Source organism: Kibdelosporangium persicum (assembly GCF_013280595.1).
Classification (GTDB): domain Bacteria; phylum Actinomycetota; class Actinomycetes; order Mycobacteriales; family Pseudonocardiaceae; genus Kibdelosporangium; species Kibdelosporangium persicum.
The window spans coordinates 125,840-141,778 of the sequence record NZ_JAAATY010000001.1; the positions used below are offsets into that span (position 1 = coordinate 125,840).

Annotated in this window: 7 protein-coding genes and 1 riboswitch; of the genes, 2 read left to right on the forward strand and 5 right to left on the reverse strand. The window is 68.6% G+C overall.

The window, feature by feature from the left end:
- Positions 1–3: 3 nt before the first annotated feature.
- Genes GC106_RS00640 through GC106_RS00650 form a run of 3 tightly spaced genes read right to left on the reverse strand, consistent with a single transcriptional unit; the run spans position 4 to position 2,537 of the window.
- A complete protein-coding gene (locus GC106_RS00640) occupies positions 4–534 on the reverse strand; it encodes an LppA family lipoprotein (protein ID WP_246364602.1) in 531 nt (176 codons plus the stop codon).
- Entirely contained in the window at positions 534–2,243 is a 1,710-nt protein-coding gene (locus GC106_RS00645) for an alpha/beta hydrolase (protein WP_173123213.1), read from the reverse strand. The genes GC106_RS00640 and GC106_RS00645 overlap by 1 nt, the downstream gene beginning before the upstream one ends.
- A gap of 3 nt (positions 2,244–2,246) precedes the next feature.
- Positions 2,247–2,537 carry a hypothetical protein gene (locus GC106_RS00650; RefSeq protein WP_173123215.1) on the reverse strand — a complete coding sequence of 97 codons (291 nt, stop codon included), beginning with the start codon at positions 2,535–2,537 and terminating at the stop codon, positions 2,247–2,249.
- Between the two features lie 84 nt (positions 2,538–2,621).
- Positions 2,622–2,760, forward strand: a riboswitch (cobalamin riboswitch).
- Between the two features lie 39 nt (positions 2,761–2,799).
- Between GC106_RS00650 and cobN the strand changes: the two genes are divergently transcribed.
- Positions 2,800–6,387 carry a cobaltochelatase subunit CobN gene (cobN, locus tag GC106_RS00655; protein ID WP_173123217.1) on the forward strand — a complete coding sequence of 1,196 codons (3,588 nt, stop codon included), beginning with the start codon at positions 2,800–2,802 and terminating at the stop codon, positions 6,385–6,387.
- A gap of 45 nt (positions 6,388–6,432) precedes the next feature.
- On the opposite strand, the gene GC106_RS00660 is transcribed toward cobN, so the two are convergent.
- The gene (locus GC106_RS00660; RefSeq protein ID WP_173123219.1) at positions 6,433–7,884 is read right to left on the reverse strand and encodes a glutamate synthase subunit beta; all 1,452 of its coding nucleotides are present in this window, start codon (positions 7,882–7,884) and stop codon (positions 6,433–6,435) included.
- The gene (gene gltB, locus GC106_RS00665; RefSeq protein WP_173123221.1) at positions 7,877–12,391 is read right to left on the reverse strand and encodes a glutamate synthase large subunit; all 4,515 of its coding nucleotides are present in this window, start codon (positions 12,389–12,391) and stop codon (positions 7,877–7,879) included. Before gltB ends, GC106_RS00660 begins: the two co-directional genes overlap by 8 nt.
- Before the next feature lie 398 nt (positions 12,392–12,789).
- Between gltB and GC106_RS00670 the strand changes: the two genes are divergently transcribed.
- Positions 12,790–15,921, forward strand: coding sequence for a family 78 glycoside hydrolase catalytic domain (locus GC106_RS00670; protein ID WP_173123223.1), 3,132 nt, complete (start codon positions 12,790–12,792; stop codon positions 15,919–15,921).
- The last annotated feature ends 18 nt before the right edge of the window (positions 15,922–15,939 follow it).

Sequence of the window (15,939 nt, forward strand, 5' to 3'; positions counted from 1 at the left end):
GGATCAGGCGGGCTTGCCGCGTTCCTTGGCGGCCTTGGTGAGATGACACCCGGTGCTGACGCTCAGAGTCGTGTTGGCGGCCGTGCCGAAGAGCAGTTCGGCGCCGTAGTCGTTGCCGAAGGTGACTTCGTGGTCGCTGGGCCGGTCGACGACGGCGCCGTGCAGCTTGAATCCGTGTCGGCCGGCGATCGACTCGACGAGTTTGACGGCGTCGGCCCACCTGGCGTCCGGCAGGTTGCCAGGGGAATGGCCGGAGCTGTACCGCCGTTTGTGGGCTTCCGAAAGGTCGGAGAACTCCGCGCAGCCCGACCCGCTGAACGGCTCGTCCTTGGGCACCCAAGGTGCTATGCCGATCTGGGCTACCAGCTCGTTGCGGATCTCTTCGAGCATCTTGGTGTATTCGTCGTGGATCTGCTCGATGTCCGGCCGCTTGAGCAGCTCGGCGTATTGCTCGTCCTTCGACATGGAACCACCTTTCGAGTCACACGCGCCGACGAGCAGCAAGACCGTGCAGAGCAGGACAACAAGTCGCATCAGTAGGTCCCCGGGACGGGCCAGGACAGAACATCGCCGAAACCCTTGCCATCATCGCGCACGGCTCGTTCCGGCATTCCACCGACCACCACGCTCAGGTTGTACTGGCTGGTGCTCTTGTCCGTCATGTACGCGCTGTGCCCGGTGGATTCGGAAAGCTGACGGCCGTCCGGCAGTGTGGTCTCCTTCGCGGAGACGTGGTTCATGCCGTCCATGTGGCTGGGGTCGATACCGAAATACCCGAAGTCGCCGACCGCGTCGTTCTTGGCCTCGACGTAGTACGAGTTCCCGGTCGGCACGTTGATCTTGTCGACGTCGTTCGTGCCGAGCCCGGGCGAGCCGTAGAACACCGCGTTGTCGACTCCGGTGTTCTGTTGCAGAGCGATTCCGGTCGTCGTCGATCCGTAGGAATGGCCCAGCGCGGTCATGTGCGGATCGGTGGCGCGTGACGCGTCGATTCCGTTCAGGAATGGCGCGAGCTTCTTGGCACCCTCCTTGGCGGAGTGATCGTCGAGCACGGTGTTGTCGTCGAAGATCAGACCGTGCCCGGTCAACTGGGGCGCTTGGTATCCGATCCAGGTCACCGTCGCGACCTTACTGCCGTCGCCGTAACGCGCCAGTTCTTCCTCGCTCCGGTGCTTCAAGTTGTCCATGGCGTCGTCATAGCCCTTGAGGCTTCCGTCGACCGTGGAGGTGAGGCCAGGTGTGAACACCGCGACGTGGTCCGCGGTGTCGATGTTGCCGACGGCGACCGCCGCTTCGGCACGTTCGTTCGACATGTTCAGCAGCAGAAGCTGTCGCTCACCGGGCTGGGCGAGAGTTTCCTCGATCTTCTTGAGCGATTCCAGCTTGGCGTTGACCTGCTCCAGTTCCGCGTCGGCGTTGGTGAACGTGCCACCGAACCAGTTGTCGTCCAGGTCCGCTTCGAGTTCGCGCTTGCGGGCCTCCAGCTTGGCGCGTTCGTCGTCGATACGGTTGCGGTTGGCCTCGTCGCGGGCCGCGCCGGGCACGCCGTCGAGGTTGCCGACCCACTCCGGGTGCTGGGCGATGATCTGCTTGCGTTCCGCCTCCGACAGCGAGTCCCACCAGCCCGCGTTGTCCCAGGGGGAGCCGCCTTTCGGGGGCTCGAGGGTGGACAGGCCGCCCTGCTTGGCGCCCGCCGCCGCGGCGGCCTGCAACGAGGTGGCGCCCTGGTCGTCGACCTCGCCCTTCTCGGCCCTCGTCAGGATCGCGGCCAGGTCGTTGTCGATGTCCGTACCGCGCCGGACCGCCTGCTCGACGCGGTCGGCCAGCTCGGTCTGGATGCGTTGGCGCTCACGGAAGTACTCGTCGATGTGCGCGGGGTCGTGTGCCGTGTCCGGCGCGTTGTCGACGATGCTGCCGTCGTCGCGGATCACGAAGTGGTGCCGCTGGGCGATGTCCTCGGTTTCCTTGATCGCGTGACCGAGGGCCTCGACCGCGTCGGCCGCCTCGCCCATCCCCCTGCGGACCGCGGCGACCCCGGCCACCAGGCGTTCCATCCGGTTGTTCAGGTCCTCGCGCTTGGCCCGCGCCTGATCGGCCGCCTGCCCGGTCCAGCCTTGCGGCGTGCCGGACGCGGCGAGCTCGTCGCTGAGGCCGAGCAGTTCGTCGCAGCGCTTGTTCAAGTCCCCGACCGCGGTGTCCAGCGGACCGGACTGCCATTTGCGGACGTCTCCATACGCGACCACGGGCTACCCCAGACCTTCGAAGTCGGCCTTGGCGGCCTGCTCGTTGGCGGCGTAGTGGTCCGCCGCCTTTGTCAGATTCTCGCTGTAGGCCTGCGCGTCCGAGCTCCAGTTCTTCACCTGGCTGGTCCACGCCGTCGCGAGCGACGCCGCCGCCGGACCGGACCGGCTGCCCGGCATGGCCGGGCCGACGTCGTCGATCGCCGCCCCCAACTGGACCTTGCCCGCCTGGGCGGCCGCGTCGGCCGCGGCCGACGATGCCTTCCTCAGCGAATCGATCACGACCTGGTAGCCCACGTATCGCCTCCTGTTTCCGACGCGCAGGTGAGAGTGTCCCGAGCAGTGCCCGGTTCCGCCGGACGGAGTCCGTGACCTGACTGTGACATGTTCGTCAGGTAGGGTCGGCGGCAACGACGAAGCAGTGAGGAAGCCGGTGTGAATCCGGCGCGGTCCCGCCACTGTCACCGGGCCCGGACAAGGGGCCCGGGAGCCAGACACTCGCGCTTCGCCGCATACCTGCGTCCCGGGGCGAGGACCTCGGGGGACTGGAGTGAGCCGCGTGATCCTGCTGCTGTCGACGTCCGACACCGACCTGTTGTCCGCCAGGGCCAGCGGCGCCGAGTTCCGTCTCGGCAACCCGGCCCGCCTCGGGGTCGACGATCTTCCCGCCCTGGTCGACGGCGTCGACCTGGTCGTGGTCCGCATCCTCGGCGGCCGCCGGGCCTGGGAGGAAGGCCTGGACGCCCTGCTGGCCGGCCCACGGCCGGTGGTCGTGCTCGGCGGTGAGCAGGCGCCGGACGCCGAGCTGATGGAGCTGTCCACGGTGCCCGGTGGTGTCTGCGCGGAAGCCCACGCCTACCTGGCCCACGGCGGCCCGGCCAACCTCACCGAGCTGTACAACTTCCTGTCCGACACCGTGTTGCTCACCGGTCTGGGCTTCACCCCGCCGGTCGAGGCACCGACGTGGGGCCTGCTCGAACGCGAGTCACGCGGGGAAGGCCCGGTTGTCGCGGTCCTGTACTACCGGGCGCACCACATGGCCGGGAACACGGCCTTCATCCACACCTTGTGTGACGCCATCGAGGCAGCGGGCGGGCAGGCGATGCCCGTGTTCTGCTCGTCGCTCAGGACAGCCGAACCCGCGCTGCTGGAGACGTTGGGCAAGGCGGACGCCCTTGTCGTGACCGTGCTCGCGGCCGGCGGAACGAAACCCGCCACGGCCTCGGCCGGTGGGGACGACGAGGCGTGGGACGTCGGCGCGCTCGCGGCGCTGGACGTGCCCATCCTGCAAGGGCTTTGCCTCACCACCAGCCGGGCCGCGTGGGACGAGAACGACGACGGCCTGTCCCCGCTGGACACCGCCACACAGGTCGCGATCCCGGAGTTCGACGGCCGGATCATCACCGTGCCGTTCTCCTTCAAGGAGATCGACGAGGACGGCCTGACCGTGTACGTCGCCGACGAGGAACGAGCGGCGCGTGTCGCGGGCATCGCCGTCCGGCACGCTTCACTGCGGCACATTCCACCGGCCGAGCGCCGGATCGTGGTGATGTTGTCGGCGTATCCGACGAAGCACTCCCGCATCGGCAACGCGGTCGGCCTGGACACCCCGGCGAGTGTCGTCCGGCTGCTGGCAGCGCTGAAAGAGCGCGGGTACGACGTCGGCGACCTGCCAGGTGTGGCGGCGCAGGACGGCGACGCGCTGATCCACGCGTTGATCGCGGCCGGCGGGCAGGACGCGGACTGGCTGACCGAGGAGCAGCTGACCGGCAACCCGATCCGGATCTCGGCGGCGAAGTACCGCCGGTCCTACGAGAAACTGCCGCGGGACGCCCGGGAAGCGATCGAGCGGCACTGGGGCCCGGCGCCCGGCGAGCTGTTCGTCGACCGGTCGTCCGATCCGGACGGTGAGATCGTGCTGGCGGCGTTGCGCGCCAACAACGTCGTCGTGATGGTCCAGCCGCCGCGCGGGTTCGGTGAGAACCCGATCGCGATCTACCACGACCCGGACCTGCCGCCGAGCCACCACTACCTGGCCGCGTACCGCTGGCTGGCCGAGGAGTTCGGCGCGCACGCGATGGTGCACGTGGGCAAGCACGGCAACCTGGAGTGGCTGCCGGGCAAGACCGTCGGCATGTCCGCCGGGTGCGGCCCGGACGCGGCACTCGGCGACATCCCGCTGATCTACCCGTTCCTGGTCAACGACCCCGGCGAGGGCACGCAGGCGAAACGGCGTACCCATGCGACGTTGGTCGACCATCTCGTGCCGCCGATGTCGCGTGCCGACAGCTACGGCGACATCGCCCGGCTGGAGCAGTTGCTCGACGAGCACGCGAACATCGCCGCGATGGACCCGGCGAAGCTGCCCGCGATCCGTGCCCAGATCTGGACGCTGATCCAGGCCGCCAAGCTCGACCACGACCTCGGTCTGGCGGACCGGCCGCACGACGCCGAGTTCGACGACTTCCTGCTGCACGTCGACGGCTGGCTCTGCGAGGTCAAGGACGTGCAGATCCGTGACGGCCTGCACGTGCTGGGTGTCGCGCCGGAGGGCGAGGCCCGCGTCAACCTGGTGCTGGCGATGCTTCAGGCCCGGCAGATGTGGGGCGGCCAGGCCGACGCCCTGCCCGGTCTGCGCGAGGCCCTCGGCTTGTCCGAAAAGGACTCCGACCGGACGGCGACGGACACCGTCGAAGCGACCGCACGGGCTTTGGTCGAGCGCATGGAGAACGCTTCATGGTCCGCTGACTCGGCGCCGTCCGTGGTGTCCGAAGTGCTCGGTCGCGCCGACGACACGGTGGAGAAGATCCTGGTCTTCGCCGCCACCGAGGTCGTGCCCAGGCTCGCGAGGACGACAGATGAACTCGACCACGTGCTGCACGCCTTGGACGGCGGGTACATCCCGGCCGGCCCGAGCGGGTCCCCGTTGCGTGGCCTGATCAACGTGCTGCCCACCGGGCGGAACTTCTACTCGGTCGACCCGAAGGCCGTGCCGTCGCGGCTGGCGTGGGAGACCGGGCAGGCCATGGCCGACTCGCTGCTGGCCCGGTACCGCGACGAGACAGGGGAGTGGCCGCCGTCGGTCGGCCTGTCGGTGTGGGGCACCTCGGCCATGCGGACAGCGGGCGACGACATCGCCGAAGTCCTCGCGCTGCTGGGTGTGCGGCCGAAGTGGGACGACCAGTCCCGGCGGGTCAGCGGGCTCGAGGTCGTCTCGTTGGAGGAACTCGGCCGTCCGCGCATCGACGTGACCGTGCGCATCAGCGGCTTCTTCCGTGACGCGTTCCCGCACGTCGTGGCCTTGCTCGACGACGCGGTGAAGATGGTCGCGGCGCTCGACGAACCGTCGGACCAGAACTTCGTCCGCGCGCACGTGGAAGCCGACCGGCAGGAGCACGGGGACGAACGGCGCGCCACCATGCGCATCTTCGGCTCCAAGCCGGGTGCTTACGGCGCGGGCATCCTGCCGTTGATCGACAGCCGCAACTGGCGCGACGACGCCGACCTGGCCGAGGTCTACGCGGTCTGGGGCGGTTACGCCTACGGCCGTGACCTCGACGGAGTCCAAGCGCGCCAGGACATGGAGACGTCGTACAAGCGGATCGCGGTGGCGGCGAAGAACATCGACACGCGCGAACACGACATCGCCGACTCGGACGACTACTTCCAGTACCACGGCGGCATGATCGCGACCGTCCGCGCGCTCACCGGCAAGGCGCCCGCGGCCTACGTCGGCGACAGCACACGCCCGGACGCCGTGCGGACCCGGACGCTGAACGAGGAGACCACGCGGATTTTCCGTGCCCGCGTGGTGAACCCCCGGTGGCTCGCTGCCATGCGCAGGCACGGCTACAAGGGCGCGTTCGAACTCGCGGCCACTGTGGACTACCTGTTCGGCTACGACGCCACGACCGGAGTCGTCGCCGACTGGATGTACGAGCAGCTCGCCGCTTCGTACGTGCTCGACCCGGAGAACCAGAAGTTCCTGGCCGAAGCCAACCCGTGGGCGCTGCACGGCATCTCCGAGCGGCTGCTCGAAGCGGCCGACCGCGGCATGTGGGAGCACCCCGAGCAGAGCACCCTCGACGCCCTGCGCGCGGTCTACCTGAACACCGAAGGCGACCTGGAAGCCCAGTCCCCCTCGTGAGTGTTTATCAGGGTTAGAACACCGATAAACACTCACGAGGGTTGGTCAGGCGATGGGGCGGTCCGTCGGGGCGATGGGGGCGGGCAGGACGTCGCGGCCCATCAGGTACGCGTCGACGCCGGCCGCCGCCGAGCGGCCTTCGGCGATGGCCCAGACGATCAGGGACTGGCCACGGCCCATGTCGCCCGCGACGAAGACGCCATCGACGCTGGTGGCGAACGACTCGTCGCGGGCGACATTGCCCCGTGGGTCGTAGTCGACCCCGAGCTCGTTGAGCAGGCCTTCCCGCTGCGGCCCGACGAACCCCATGGCCAGGGTGACCAGGCCGGCCGGGATCTCCCGCTCGCTGCCCTCGACGGGCACGAACCGGCCGCCGTCCAGCTTGACGTCGACCAGCCGCAACGCCCGCACGTTCCCCTCGGCGTCACCGAGGAACTCCGTTGTGGACACCGAGTAGATCCGCTCGCCGCCCTCCTCGTGGGCCGAGGAGACGCGGTAGATCATCGGGTACGTCGGCCACGGATGCGCGTCGGAACGGACCTCCGGCGGACGCGGCATGATCTCCAGCTGCGTCACCGAAGCGGCGCCTTGCCGGTGCGCCGTGCCGACGCAGTCAGCGCCGGTGTCACCGCCGCCGATCACCACGACGTGCTTGCCGGAAGCGCTGATCGGTGACGTGGCCAAATCGCCCCTGGCCACGCGGTTGGCCGGCGGCAGGTACTCCATGGCCTGGTACACGCCCTGCAACGAGCGGCCAGGGATCGGAAGGTCACGCCATGCCGTCGCGCCACCGGCCAGCACCACCGCGTCGAAGGACGTCCGCAGCTCGGTCACGGTGATGTCCACGCCGACGTTCACGTTCGCCCGGAACTCGGTGCCTTCGGCGCGCATCTGGTCCAGCCGCCGGTCCAGCCGCCACTTCTCCATCTTGAACTCGGGAATCCCGTACCGCAGCAGGCCACCGATCGCGTCGGCCCGCTCGAACACGGTCACCGAGTGACCCGCGCGGGTCAGCTGCTGCGCCGCCGCGAGCCCGGCCGGGCCGGAGCCGACGACCGCGACCTTCTTGCCGGTCAGCGTGACCGGCACCTGCGGAGTCACCCAGCCTTCGTCCCAGGCGCGGTCGATGATCGAGATCTCGACCCGTTTGATCGACACCGGGTCGCCGTTGATGCCGACCACGCACGCGGTCTCGCACGGCGCCGGGCACAACGTCCCGGTGAACTCCGGGAAGTTGTTGGTCGCGTGCAGCCGCTCGATCGCCTCCCGCCAGTCGGTCTTCCAGACCAGGTTGTTCCACTCCGGGATCAGGTTGCCCAGCGGGCAGCCCTGGTGGCAGAACGGGATTCCGCAGTCCATGCAGCGGCCGGCCTGCCGCTGCGTCCGCTCCGTCGCGAAGTCCTCGTAGACCTCGCGCCAGTCCCGCAGCCGCAGGAAGACCGGCCTGGTGGCGGCCGTCTCCCGGGGAGTGGTCATGAAACCCTTGGGGTCAGCCATGCGCGGCCTCCATGATCGCCTCGTTCACGTCACGGCCGTCCCGTTCGGCACGGGCCCGCGCGGCCAGGACACGCTTGTAGTCCTTCGGCATCACCTTGGTGAACCGGCCGGCGTCGAGGACGGCGTCCCAGTCCACGAGCAGGTCGTGCGCGACCACGGAATCCGTCTCGGTCAGGTGCTTCTCGACGGTCAGCCGCAGGAACTCACGGTCGGCCTCGTCCAACGGGTCCAGGTCGACCATCTCGCTGTTCACCCGGTGGGTGGCCATGTCGAGCACGTACGCGATACCGCCGGACATGCCCGCCGCGAAGTTGCGGCCGGTCGGCCCGAGCACGACGACCCGGCCACCGGTCATGTACTCGCACCCGTGGTCGCCGACGCCTTCCACCACGGCCAGCGCACCGGAGTTGCGCACGCAGAAGCGCTCGCCGACCTTGCCGCGGATGAAGATCTCACCGCTTGTGGCGCCGTAGCAGATCACGTTGCCCGCGATGATGTTCTCCTCGGCCGCGAACGGCGCCGACGGATCGGGCCGCAGGGTGATCCGGCCGCCGGACAGCCCTTTCGCGACGTAGTCGTTCGCGTCACCGATCAGCCGCAGCGTCACGCCGTTCGGGATGAACGCGCCGAACGACTGGCCCGCCGTGCCGGTGAAGGTGATGTCGATGGTGTCGTCCGGGAGCCCGGCGCCACCCCAGATCCTGGTCACCTCCGAGCCGAGCATGGTGCCGACGGTCCGGTTGACGTTGCGGACCGGAAGTTCCAGCCGTACGCGGTCGCCCGAGGACAACGCGCCTTCGGCGAGCTGGATCAGCGTGTTGTCCAGTGCCTTCGCCAAGCCGTGGTCCTGCTCGACGATCTGGTGACGGGAGGCGCGCGGCGGCAGGTCGGGCACGTGGAAGATCGGTGACAGGTCCAGACCGGACGCCTTCCAGTGGTCGACGGCCTTGCGGGTGTCCAGCAGCTCGGCGTGCCCGATCGCCTCGGCCAGGGACCGGAAACCCAGCTGGGCCAGGTACTCGCGGACCTCCTGGGCGACGAACTCGAAGAAGTTCACCACGTACTCGGCCTTGCCGCTGAACTTCTCCCGCAGCACCGGGTTCTGGGTGGCCACCCCGACCGGGCAGGTGTCCAGGTGACACACGCGCATCATGATGCAGCCCGACACCACCAGCGGTGCCGTGGCGAACCCGAACTCCTCCGCGCCCAGCAGCGCGGCGATGATCACGTCCCGGCCGGTCTTGAGCTGACCGTCGGTCTGCACCACGATCCGGTCCCGCAACCTGTTGGCCAGCAGGGTCTGCTGGGTCTCGGCCAGGCCGAGCTCCCACGGCCCACCGGCGTGCTTGATCGACGACAGCGGAGAGGCGCCCGTGCCGCCGTCGTGCCCGGAGATCAGCACGACGTCCGCGTGCGCCTTGGACACCCCGGCCGCGACCGTGCCGACGCCGACCTCGGACACCAGCTTGACGTGGATACGCGCCCGGGGGTTGGCGTTCTTCAGGTCGTGGATCAGCTGCGCCAGATCCTCGATCGAGTAGATGTCGTGGTGCGGCGGCGGGGAGATCAGCCCGACGCCCGGCGTGGAGTGCCGGGTGCGCGCGATCCACGGGTACACCTTGGTCCCCGGCAGCTGGCCGCCTTCGCCGGGTTTGGCGCCCTGGGCCATCTTGATCTGGATGTCGTCGGCGTTGACCAGGTACTCGCTCGTCACGCCGAACCGTCCACTCGCGACCTGCTTGATCGCCGAGCGGCGCAGGTCGCCGTTCTCGTCCGGGGTGAACCGGTCCGGGTCCTCGCCGCCCTCGCCGGTGTTCGACTTGCCGCCGATCCGGTTCATCGCGATCGCCAGGACCTCGTGCATCTCCTGGGAGATCGAGCCGTACGAGATCGCGCCGGTGGCGAACCGCCTGACGATGTCGCCGACCGGCTCGACCTCTTCGATCGGCACCGGCGGCCGGTCGGTCTTGAAGTCGAACAGGCCGCGCAGGGTCAGCAGCCGCGTCGACTGCTCGTCGACGGCTTTGGTGTACTCCTTGAAGATCTCGTACCGGCCGCTGCGGGTGGAGTGCTGGAGTTTGAAGACGGTCTGCGGGTTGAACAGGTGCGCCTCGCCGTCGCGGCGCCACTGGTAGTCGCCGCCGGTCTCCAGTTCCCGGTGGCTCGGGCGCACGCCGTCGGGCGGGAACGCCCTGCGGTGCCGCTGCGCCACTTCCTCGGCCAGCACGTCGAACCCGACGCCGCCCAGCCGGGACGTGGTGCCCGTGAAGCAGCTGTCGATCACCTCGGCGCCCAGGCCGATCGCCTCGAAGATCTGCGCGCCGGTGTACGAGGCCACAGTGGACACGCCCATTTTGGACATGGTCTTGCGGACGCCCTTGCCCAGCGCCTTGATCAGGTTGCGGGTGGCCTGCCCGGACGTCTCCGCGGGCGCCATCTCCTCGACGCTGGCCATCGCCAGGTAGGGGTTCACGGCAGCGGCGCCGTACCCGATCAGCAGCGCGATGTGGTGCACCTCGCGGGCGTCACCGGCCTCCACGATCAACCCGACCTGTGTACGGGTCTTCTCGCGGATCAGGTGGTGGTGCACCGCTCCGGTCAGCAGCAGCGACGGGATCGGGGCGTGCGTCTCGTCCACGCCACGGTCGGACAGGATGATCAGCCGGGCGCCGTCGGCGATCGCCGCCGAGACCTCGGCCCGGATCTCGTCCAGCCGCCGCTCCAGCGCCGCGCCGTCACCGGTCACGTCGAACAGGCCGCGCACGGTGAACGTCTTGAAGCCAGGCAGGTCGCCGTCGTCGTTGATGTGCACGATCTTGGCGAGCTCGTCGTTGTCCAGCACAGGGAAGGACAACGAGATCCGGCGGCACGCGCTGGCCACCGTCGACAGCAGGTTCGGCTCCGCACCGACCGAAGTGTGCAGCGAGGTGACCAGTTCCTCGCGGATGGCGTCCAACGGCGGGTTGGTCACCTGGGCGAACAGTTGCGTGAAGTAGTCGAAGAGCTGCCGTGGCCGCTCGGACAACGGCGCCAGCGGCGAATCGTTGCCCATCGACCCGATCGGCTCCGCCCCGGTCGCGGCCATCGGACGCAGCAGGACGTTCAGCTCTTCCTCGGTGTACCCGAAGGCCTGCTGACGGCGCACCAGGGACGCGTGCGTCGGCACCTCCCGTTCACGCTGGGGCAGATCCGCCAACCGGATCACACCGGCGTGCAGCCATTCGCCGTACGGGTGCTCGGCCGCGAGCTCGCCCTTGATCTCGTCGTCGTCGATGATCCGGCCGGCCACGGTGTCCACCAGGAACATCCGGCCCGGCTCCAGCCTGCCCTTGCGGATCACGCTGGCCGGGTCGATCTCCAGCACCCCGGCCTCACTGCCGAGCACGACCAGACCGTCCTCGGTGACCCAGTAGCGGGCTGGACGCAGACCATTGCGGTCGAGCACGGCACCGATCAGCGAGCCGTCGGTGAACGACACCAGCGCCGGCCCGTCCCACGGCTCCATCAGGTTCGAGTGGTACTCGTAGAAGGCGCGCCGCGCCGGATCCATCTCCTCGTGGTTCTCCCACGCCTCCGGGATCATCATCAGCACCGCGTGCGGCAGGCTGCGGCCCCCGAGGTGCAGCAGCTCCAGCACCTCGTCGAAGCTCGCGGAGTCGCTGGCGCCGCGGGTGATCACCGGCAGGATCCGCTCGATGTCGCCGGGGATCAGATCGCTGGACAGCATCGACTCGCGTGCGTCCATCCAGTTCCGGTTGCCGCGCAGCGTGTTGATCTCGCCGTTGTGGGCCACGTACCGGTACGGGTGGGCCAGCGGCCACGACGGGAACGTGTTGGTCGAGAACCGGGAGTGCACCAGGCCGATCGAGCTCGTCACCCGCTCGTCGGTGAGGTCGGGGAAGAACCGGTCGACCTGGGTCTCGGTGAGCATGCCCTTGTAGACGATCGTGCGCGAGGACAGGCTGGGGAAGTACACGTCCGTCGTGTGCTCGGCCCGCTTGCGGACGCAGAACGCCAGGCGCTCCAACGCCAGCTCGTCCTGCCCGGCAGTGTTCTCGGCGGCCAGGAAGACCTGGCTGAAGTAGGGCATGGTCGTGGCCGCGGTCGGGCCGACGTGGCCGGTGTCCACGGGCAGTTCCCGCCAGCCGAGCACCCGCATGCCCTCTTCGGCCGCGATCCGTTCGACCGTGCCGACGACCTCGGATCTCGTCGTGCTGTCGACCGGCAGGAAAGCCGTGCCGACAACGTATTCGCCCGCGGGCGGCAGAGCGAAGTCCACCACGGCGGCGAAGAACTCGTGCGGGACCTGGATGAGCAGCCCGGCGCCGTCGCCGGTGTCGGGTTCCGCACCCCGGGCACCGCGGTGCTCCAGATTTCGCAGTGCGATCAGGGCTTTGGCCACGATGTCGTGGTTCTTGCGGCCGGCGAGATCCGCGACGAACGAGACGCCACAGGCGTCGTGCTCGAACTGTTCGTCGTAAAGGCCCTCGGTCTGATGGCGGGTCACAGCAGCGGCCCTCCCAGGCAACTAAAGGGGCTGGTGCCGCACGTCGTTGTGCGAGATTGCTGCGGCGGTTCCCGGATGGCGGGACAGCAGGCAGCGCAGGGCAAGCTCCCCGGGATCTCCGGGTGTCTCGTGACAGTAATGTGAACACACGGTTATACCTGATGTCACGTGGTAAATCCCACGCGGCCGTTGACAGTTCCCGGCAGGCGGTGCTCAACTGCGGCATTCCATAATGTGGACAGCCTGTCGGCGTGGGGCTCTGTCCGGCGTTCTGTCCTGTTCCAGGCGTGGCCCATCCGGTGCTGCTGGGTTAGCATCCGCGTCATCCCCCAACTCGGTGGGACCTTGTGCGGCGCGTGATTGAAACGTTTCAACAACACCCAACGGAGGGTGCAGCGATGGAGATGAACCGCCGTGTCTTCTTGCAGAGCTCGGCCATCGGCGCCGGAGCGCTTGCCATGCCCCACGATCCGCCTGGTGGTGAACTTGACCGTGTGGGCAAACCTGAGGTGATGTGGGTCGAACGGACCACAGTGGAGTACGCCGAGACGTTGCTGGGCACCGATGTGGCGCGGCCACGGTTGTCCTGGGTACTCGGTTCGGATCTGCCCGGTGCCCGCCAAACGGCGTATCAGATCCGGGTGAAGGGGATCTGGGACTCCGGCAAGGTTTCCTCGGACCAGTCGGTGGCCGTGCGCTACGCCGGACCGCCGTTGCGGCCACGGACGCGCTACGAATGGCAGGTCCGCGTCTGGGACGGCCGTGACCGGCCGACGGAGTGGTCGGCCCGGCAGTGGTGGGAGACCGGGTTGCTCGGCTCGCCGTGGACCGCACGCTGGATCGGCGCGCCCGCGCCGGAAGCGCCTCCCGGAGTCGAGGGCGCGTCCTGGATCTGGTCGGCCACGGCGCCCGCGGCGGCACGGTGGTTCCGGGCGGCCACGGACATCACCGGTTCCGTCGTCCGGGCCCGAATCGTGGCGACCGCCGACGACGACTTCACGCTTTTCCTCGGCGGCACCCAAGTCCTGCACGCGCCGCAAGCCACCGACAGCTGGAAGACGGCGTTGAGCGCCGACGTGACGGACCTCGTACGGACCGGCCGGAACGTGATCGCGGCTGTGGCGACGAACCGCGGGACACCCGGTACGACCAACCCGGCGGGTTTGTTGGTACGTCTGGTCGTCGAAACCTCTTCGGGACAACAGACTGTGGTCAGCGGACCCGGCTGGCGCGTCGCCGAAACGGAGCAGAGTGGGTGGCGGCAACCGGAATTCGATGACAGCTCGTGGGCATCGGCGACTGTGCTCGCGCCATATGGGCAAGGCGTGTGGGGGTCGAACGTGTCCGTGCTCGCGCCAGAGAACCCAGCGCCATTGCTGCGCAAGGAATTCTCGTTGAGCAAGCCGGTAGCCAGCGCACGGCTGTACATCAGCGGCTTGGCGTACTACGACGCCACGATCAACGACAAGCGTGTCGGCACTCAGGTGCTCGACCCCGGCTTCACCGACTACGACGAGACCGTGTTGTACGCCACGCATGACGTGACGAAGTCGTTGAAGCGGGGCGACAACACCCTGGAGGTCCTGCTGGGCCGCGGTTTCTACGGCATGACGACTCCGAACGTCTGGTACTGGGAGCGGGCGACCTGGCACGGCGAGCCCAGGCTGCTGGCCCAGCTGGAGATCACGCACCCGGACGGCACCACCACCACGATCGCCTCCGGACCGGACTGGAAGCTCGCCGAGAGCCGCACCATCACCAACTCGCTGTACGCGGGGGAGACCTACGACGCCCGCAAGCCCATCGCCTGGCGTCAGGCGTCCACGATGGACGCTCCAAAAGGGACGCTCCGTGCCCAGCAACACGAGCCCATCGAGATCATCGAGACGGTCACGCCGACGATCCGGGAACTGAAACCGGGCGTCTACGTAGCCGACATGGGCCGCACGATGTCCGGCTGGACCCAGCTGACCGTGCGTGCCCCGGCCGGCACGGTGGTTCGGATGCGGCACGGCGAAAAGCTGCGCGCCGACGGCAGCGTGGTGTGGGAGAACGGCCACGTTCCCGGCAGACACCAGACCGACGAGTACATCTGTGCGGGTACAGGCGTGGAAACCTGGGAGCCGAAGTTCTCCTACAAGGGATTCCGTTACGTCGAGATCACCGGGGCGCGCCCGGAGGCGCTGGCCGGCAAGGTCGTCCAGACGAACGTCCCGGACACCGGGACGTTCCGGTGCTCGGAGCCGTTCTTCGACCGGCTGGAACGCGCGATGCGCCGGACGTTGCGCAACAACCTGCACGGAATCCCGACCGACACCCCGATGTACGAGAAGAACGGCTGGACGGGCGACGCCCAGCTCGGCGCGCCGGTGATGATGTACGCGTTCGGCGTGGCACGGTTCCTCACCAAGTGGCTCAACGACCTCGCCGACAGCCAGACCGACGTGGGCCAGTTGCCGGTCATCGTGCCCAGCGGCGGCTGGGGGTACCGGGAACTGGCGCCGTCGCCGGAGTGGACGACCGTGTATCCGTTCATCATCCGGGAGATGTACCGGATCTACGGTGACCCGTCCGTCGCGGCCGAGCACTGGACGACACTGACCCGTTATCTGGACTGGGAAATCGGGCGGCTGCGGGACGATCTGGCGATCACCGCGCTCGGCGACTACCTGCCGCCCGGTTACGGCGGGAACCCGCCGGAGGACACCCGGCTGACGGCGACCGCGTACTTGCACCGAGCGTTGACCAACACCGCCGAACTCGGAGACCTGTTGGGGCACAGCGATACCGCCGCCAGGTATCGCTCGGTCGCCGCGCGGTGCCAGGCGGCGTTCAACGCGGCTTTCCTCGCGGACGGCCGTTATCGCACCGCCAAGGACCCGGACTACCGCCAGACGTCCAACGCCCTCCCGCTGATGTTCGGGCTCGTGCCGCCCGGCTCGGTCACGCAGGTGGTCGGCAATCTGGTCGCCGACATCAAAGCCCGGGGAAACCACCTCAACACCGGTGCGCTCGGCACGAGCGTGCTGTTGCGGGCACTGACCGCGCACGGTCACGCCGACGTCGCGCACGCGGTGGCGACGCAACGGACCTACCCGAGCTGGGGCTACTGGTTCGACAACGGCGCCGACACGATGTGGGAGATGTGGCCGCTCGACTCGCGGTCGCGTGACCACTACTTCCAAGGCACGGTCGTGCAGTGGCTCTACGAGAACGTCGCCGGACTACGCCCAGGCGACGACGGTTACCGGCGGTTCACGGTCAAACCGGACGCCCGCGTCGGCGTGAACTGGGCGCAGACGTCGGTGCGGACCGTGCGGGGCCTGGCTTCGGTGGAGTGGGCTCACGTCGGTTCCACCGTGCACCTGACCGTCCGGGTACCAGTGGGCTGCACCGCCGAGATTTTTGTCCCCGGAGTGTCCCGTGGCCGGCCGGACGGCGTGGAGTTCGTCCGCGAGGAGCCGGGTTTCCAGGTCTTCCGGGCACCGGCGGGCCGCTGGGTGTTCGCCGGTGACGTGGATCACCCTTAACAAGCCCCTAATTCGGGC